General features: G+C 67.4%; 6 protein-coding genes. All 6 read left to right on the top strand.

From position 1 onward, the window contains the following. Positions 1 to 475 (top strand): hypothetical protein (locus tag GTP77_RS29540; protein ID WP_161075717.1); only part of this gene is annotated, 475 nt, incomplete at its 5' end. Then, positions 472 to 1,050, top strand: a complete 579-nt coding sequence (locus GTP77_RS29535; RefSeq protein WP_161075716.1) for a hypothetical protein — start codon at positions 472 to 474, stop codon at positions 1,048 to 1,050. The genes GTP77_RS29540 and GTP77_RS29535, both read left to right, overlap by 4 nt. Continuing rightward, positions 1,050 to 3,062: a secretin GspD/PilQ domain-containing protein gene (locus tag GTP77_RS29530; RefSeq protein WP_161075715.1), complete on the top strand. Its 2,013-nt coding sequence runs from the start codon at positions 1,050 to 1,052 to the stop codon at positions 3,060 to 3,062. Before GTP77_RS29535 ends, GTP77_RS29530 begins: the two co-directional genes overlap by 1 nt. Next, positions 3,059 to 3,535, top strand: coding sequence for a type II secretion system protein (locus GTP77_RS29525; protein WP_161075714.1), 477 nt, complete (start codon positions 3,059 to 3,061; stop codon positions 3,533 to 3,535). The genes GTP77_RS29530 and GTP77_RS29525 overlap by 4 nt, the downstream gene beginning before the upstream one ends. Next, positions 3,529 to 3,915 (top strand): type II secretion system protein, encoded by a 387-nt coding sequence (locus GTP77_RS29520; protein WP_161075713.1) that lies wholly within the window; start codon positions 3,529 to 3,531, stop codon positions 3,913 to 3,915. The genes GTP77_RS29525 and GTP77_RS29520 overlap by 7 nt, the downstream gene beginning before the upstream one ends. Further along, positions 3,881 to 4,488, top strand: a 608-nt coding sequence (locus GTP77_RS29515) for a type II secretion system protein (protein WP_229202428.1), incomplete at its 3' end; no start/stop codon positions are given. The genes GTP77_RS29520 and GTP77_RS29515, both read left to right, overlap by 35 nt.

Genomic DNA, 4,488 nt, shown 5'->3' with positions numbered 1-4,488 from the left:
GCCAGCGTGGCCGGCACCGGCAAGGGACGGGCCAGCGCCAGCTTCTGCTCCGCGCCGCGCGGCAGCAGCCAGGCCCTTGCCGGTGCCGGCCACGCTGGCGGTGGCCGCGCCGCCGCCGTCCGCCAATGAAAACCTGGCGCTGTTCCACGAAACGCTGGGAGAAAAGCGCTACGCGGAGCAGCACGTGAAAGTGCTGTTCGCGCTGGCGGCGAAAGCGGGCCTGAGCCTGAACCAGGGCGAATACAAACCGGGCTACGACAAGGCCAGCCGCGTCAGCAGCTACCAGATCACGCTGCCGGTGAAGGGCAGCTACCAGGCGATCTGGCAGTTCGCCCTGGGCGCCTTGCGCGAGCTGCCCTTCGCCGCGCTGGACGACATCGGCTTCCGCCGCGAGAACATCGGCGACGCGCAGGTGGAAGCGCGCGTGCGCTTCACGCTCTACCTGAAGGACGGCGCCATGCCGGAGCAGCCATGAAGCCGCGCCATTTGCTGATGGCAGTGGCGCTGGCCGGCGCCGCCGCGCTGGTGGTTTTTGGCGACAAGACCCCGGCCGGCAGCGGCGTTGCCGAAGCCGTGGACCGCCGCCCGCAGCCTGCCGCGGCCCGGACCGCCGCGCCGGCTCTGCCAGCCACGGCGCCCGCCGCCCCCGCGCCTGCCGCCAATGACGCCAAACCCGCAGCGGCGGAGGTGCAGATTCTGCGCCTGCTGCCGCGCGGCGAACTGATAGGCGAATCCGGCGAGGGCAGTTTTGGCGGAGCCGGCGCCGTGTTCGGCAGCCAGAACTGGACCCCGCCGCCGCCGCCGCCGCAAGCCCCGCCGCCCCCTCCGCCGCCGCAAGCGCCGCCGCTGCCGTTCACCTACATCGGCAAGGCCGCCAGCGAAGGGGCCTGGGAGGTATTCCTGGCGCGCGGCGAAAAAACTTATGTGGTACGCGCGCAAATGGTGATCGACGGCGTCTACCGCGTCGATGCCGTCGCGCCGCCCATGCTCAAGCTTACCTATCTGCCGCTGAATCAATCCCAGCAGCTCAATATTGGAGTTCCCGACTAATGGCCCGCACATCCCACCGCAAGTTGAAAACCACGGCCATGGCCACGCTGGTGGCGCTGGCGCTGGCCGGTTGCGCAGGCGAGATGGCCTACCGCGACGGCCGCACCCTGGTCGAACAGAACAAGCCGGAAGAGGGCCTGGCCAAATTCCAGGAAGCCATCACGCAAGCGCCCAACAACGCGCAATTCCGCTCCGCCTACCTGCTCACGCGCGACCGCACCGCCGTGCGCTATCTGGACCAGGCCGAGCGCGACCTGGCCGACGGCCGCCGCGCCCCGGCGCAGCAAGCCTACCAGCGCGTGCTGGCCATCGACCCCATGAACGAGCGCGCACGCGCCGGGCTGCGCGCGGTGGAAACGGCCGAGCGGCTGGAAAAAATGGTGGCCTCCGCCGGCGAACTGGCCGCCAAAAAGGACTACGACGGCGCGCGGCAGAAGCTCAACGCGGTGCTGGCGGAAAAACCGGCCTACGAGGAGGCGCGCCTGATGCTGCGCGACGTGAACGACAAGAGCGCCCAGCCCACGGCCGAAGCGGGCCTGTCGAAGGCGTTCAAGCAGCCCATCAGCATCGAGTTCCGCGACGCGCCGCTCAAGCAGGTGTTCGAGATTATCGCGCGCCGCTCCGGCCTGAACTTCGTCTTCGACAAGGACGTGAAGACCGACCAGAAAGCCTCCATTTTCCTGAAGAACAGCACCGTGGAAGCGGCGGTCTACTATCTGCTGATGACCAACCAGCTCGAGCAGCAGGTCCTGGACGGCAACACCATTTTGATCTACCCCAACGTGGCGGCCAAGCTGAAGGAATACCAGGAGATGGTGGTGAAGACCTTCTTCCTGGCCAATGCGGAGGCCAAGTCGGTGGCCAACACGCTCAAGACCATCCTCAAATCGCGCGACGTGGTGGTGGATGAAAAACTGAACCTGCTGATCGTGCGCGACAACGCCGAGGCGATCCGCCTGGCCGAGCGCCTGGTGGCGCTGCAGGACGTGGCCGAGCCGGAGGTGATGCTGGAAGTGGAAATCCTGGAAGTGAAGCGCACGCGCCTGATGGAGCTGGGCGTGGCCTGGCCGACCAGCGTTACCCTCGGCCCGCTGATTTCGTCCGGCGGCACGGTGCTGACGATTAATGACCTGAACCACCTGAACCAGCGCAGCATAGGCGTGTCCGCGCTCAACGTGACCGGCAAGGCCAACAAGACCGACGGCGACAGCAACCTGCTGGCCAATCCGCGCATCCGCGTGCGCAACAAGGAAAAGGCCAAGATCCTGATCGGCGACAAGGTGCCGGTCATCACCACCACCATTTCGCCCGGCACCGGCGGCTTTGCCAGCGAGTCGGTCAGCTATGTGGACGTGGGTTTGACGCTGAACGCCGAGCCGACCATTTACCTGAACAACGAAGTGGCGATCCGCGTGTCGCTGGAGGTCAGCAACCTGGTCAGCCAGGTGGAGACCAAGTCCGGCACCAAGGCCTACCAGATCGGCACGCGCCAGGCCAGCACCATGCTGCAGCTGAAGGACGGCGAGAACCAGGTGCTGGCGGGCCTGATCAACAACGAGGACCGCAGCAACGGCAGCAAAGTGCCGCTGTTCGGCGACGTGCCCATCCTCGGCCGCCTGTTCGGCAGCACCACGGACGACAAGCAGAAGACCGAGATCGTGCTGTCCATCACCCCGCACCTGATCCGCAACGTGCAGCGCCCCGAGGCGGCCAACGCCGAATTCTCGGCCGGCACCGAGGGCAACTTCCGCCGCCGTCCGGACCCCGCCGTGCGCACGCCGGTGGCGCTGCCGCTAGGCGCTCCCAGCGCGCCCGCCGCGCCGGTGGTTCCGGCCGCGCCGCAGCTGCCGGCGCAGGGCGCGCAGCCGATGGCCATTCCCGCTCCCGGCCAGCCGCCAGTGGCGCAGCCTGCCGCGCCGGCCGGCGTGCCGCTATCCACGTCGCAGCCCGGCCCCGCGTCCAGCGTGGCGCAGCCCGAGCCAGCTGCCCCGGCGCAGCCGCCAGCAAAATGAATCTGCGGCGCCGCGGCTTCACGCTGATCGAACTGCTGGTGACGCTGGCCATCCTGGGCCTGCTCGGCACGCTGGTGGTGCCGGTGGCGCAGGTGACCATCCAGCGCCGCAACGAACAGGAGCTGCGCCGTTCGCTGAACGAGATCCGCCAGGCCATCGACGCCTACAAGCAGGCTTACGATGATGGCCGGGTGGCCAAGAGCACCATCAGCACCGGCTACCCCAAGAACCTGGAACTGCTGGTGGAGGGCGTGCAGGACCAGAAGAACCCCAAGCGCAGCAAGATCTACTTCCTGCGCCGCATTCCGCGCGACCCCTTCAGCGCCGAACCGGAGGCGTCCGATGCGCAGACCTGGGGCAAGCGCAGCTACGCCAGCGACGCCGACCAGCCGCGCGAAGGGGAGGACGTGTACGATGTCTACTCCCTCTCCGAAAAGACCGGCTTGAACGGCGTGGCCTACCGAAAATGGTAAACATGAACAAAGCCAGACAAGGATTCACGCTGATCGAGCTGCTCGTGGTGCTGGGCATTATCGCGCTGCTGCTCACGCTGGCCGTGCCGCGTTATTTCCCCAGCGTGGACAGCGCCAAGGAAACCATCCTGGCCGACAACCTGCGCAACACCCGCGCCACCATCGACCAGTACTACGGCGATACGGGCCGCTATCCGGACACGCTCGAGCAGCTGGTGGAGAAAAAATACCTGCGCGCCGCGCCTATCGACCCCATCACCGAAAGCAGCACCACCTGGATACTGGTGGCGCCGGAAGATGGCACCAAGGGCGGCGTGTCGGACCTGAAAAGCGGAGCGCCCGGCAATGACCGCCACGGCAAACCCTACGCGGACTGGTAGGCCGCCCCGGCGCGGCGCCGGCTTCAGCTCGGGCTTTACCTACATCAGCCTGGTCATCATGCTGGCCATCATGGCCCTGGTGTGCGCCAGCACGGTCAAGCTGGGCGCGGTGATGCAGCGCAGTGCCGCCGAGCGCGAGCTGCTCAATATAGGCGCCCAGTTCAGCGACGCGCTGCAAAGCTACGCCAAGGCCACGCCGCCCGGCCAGCCCACCCAGCCGCCCTCGCTGAAGGAGCTGCTGCTGGATCCGCGTTTCCCCGCCGTGCGGCGCCACCTGCGCAAAATCTTTGTCGATCCCATGACGGGCAAGGCGGAGTGGGGCATCAGCTATGTGGCGGGCACCACCGGCGTGGTGGCGGTGTACAGCCTGTCCACCGCCAAACCGGTCAAGATTGGCAATTTCCCGGCCCGCTTCCAGGGTTTTGAAGGCAAGCAGCGTATATCGGACTGGAAATTTGTCAGCGCAGGGGATGCGCAGCCGCTGCCGGGCCAGCCCGGGGCCAAGCCGCCGCAGCCGGAGCAGCCCGGTACGCCGCCGCTGCCCGGCGCCACGCCGCCTGCCGGTGCGGAGCC

Source organism: Pseudoduganella aquatica, assembly GCF_009857595.1.
Lineage (GTDB): Bacteria > Pseudomonadota > Gammaproteobacteria > Burkholderiales > Burkholderiaceae_D > Rugamonas > Rugamonas aquatica_A.
The sequence above is the reverse complement of the archived record's forward strand: the minus strand, read 5'-3'. Positions and strand labels throughout refer to the sequence as shown.

What these genes read in the sequence shown, in the direction of transcription:
- GTP77_RS29520 (WP_161075713.1), top strand. Translation starts at nt 3,529, where the DNA reads ATGGTAAACATGAACAAAGCCAGACAAGGATTCACGCTGATCGAGCTG.
- GTP77_RS29535 (WP_161075716.1), top strand. Translation starts at nt 472, where the DNA reads ATGAAGCCGCGCCATTTGCTGATGGCAGTGGCGCTGGCCGGCGCCGCC.
- GTP77_RS29530 (WP_161075715.1), top strand. Translation starts at nt 1,050, where the DNA reads ATGGCCCGCACATCCCACCGCAAGTTGAAAACCACGGCCATGGCCACG.
- GTP77_RS29525 (WP_161075714.1), top strand. Translation starts at nt 3,059, where the DNA reads ATGAATCTGCGGCGCCGCGGCTTCACGCTGATCGAACTGCTGGTGACG.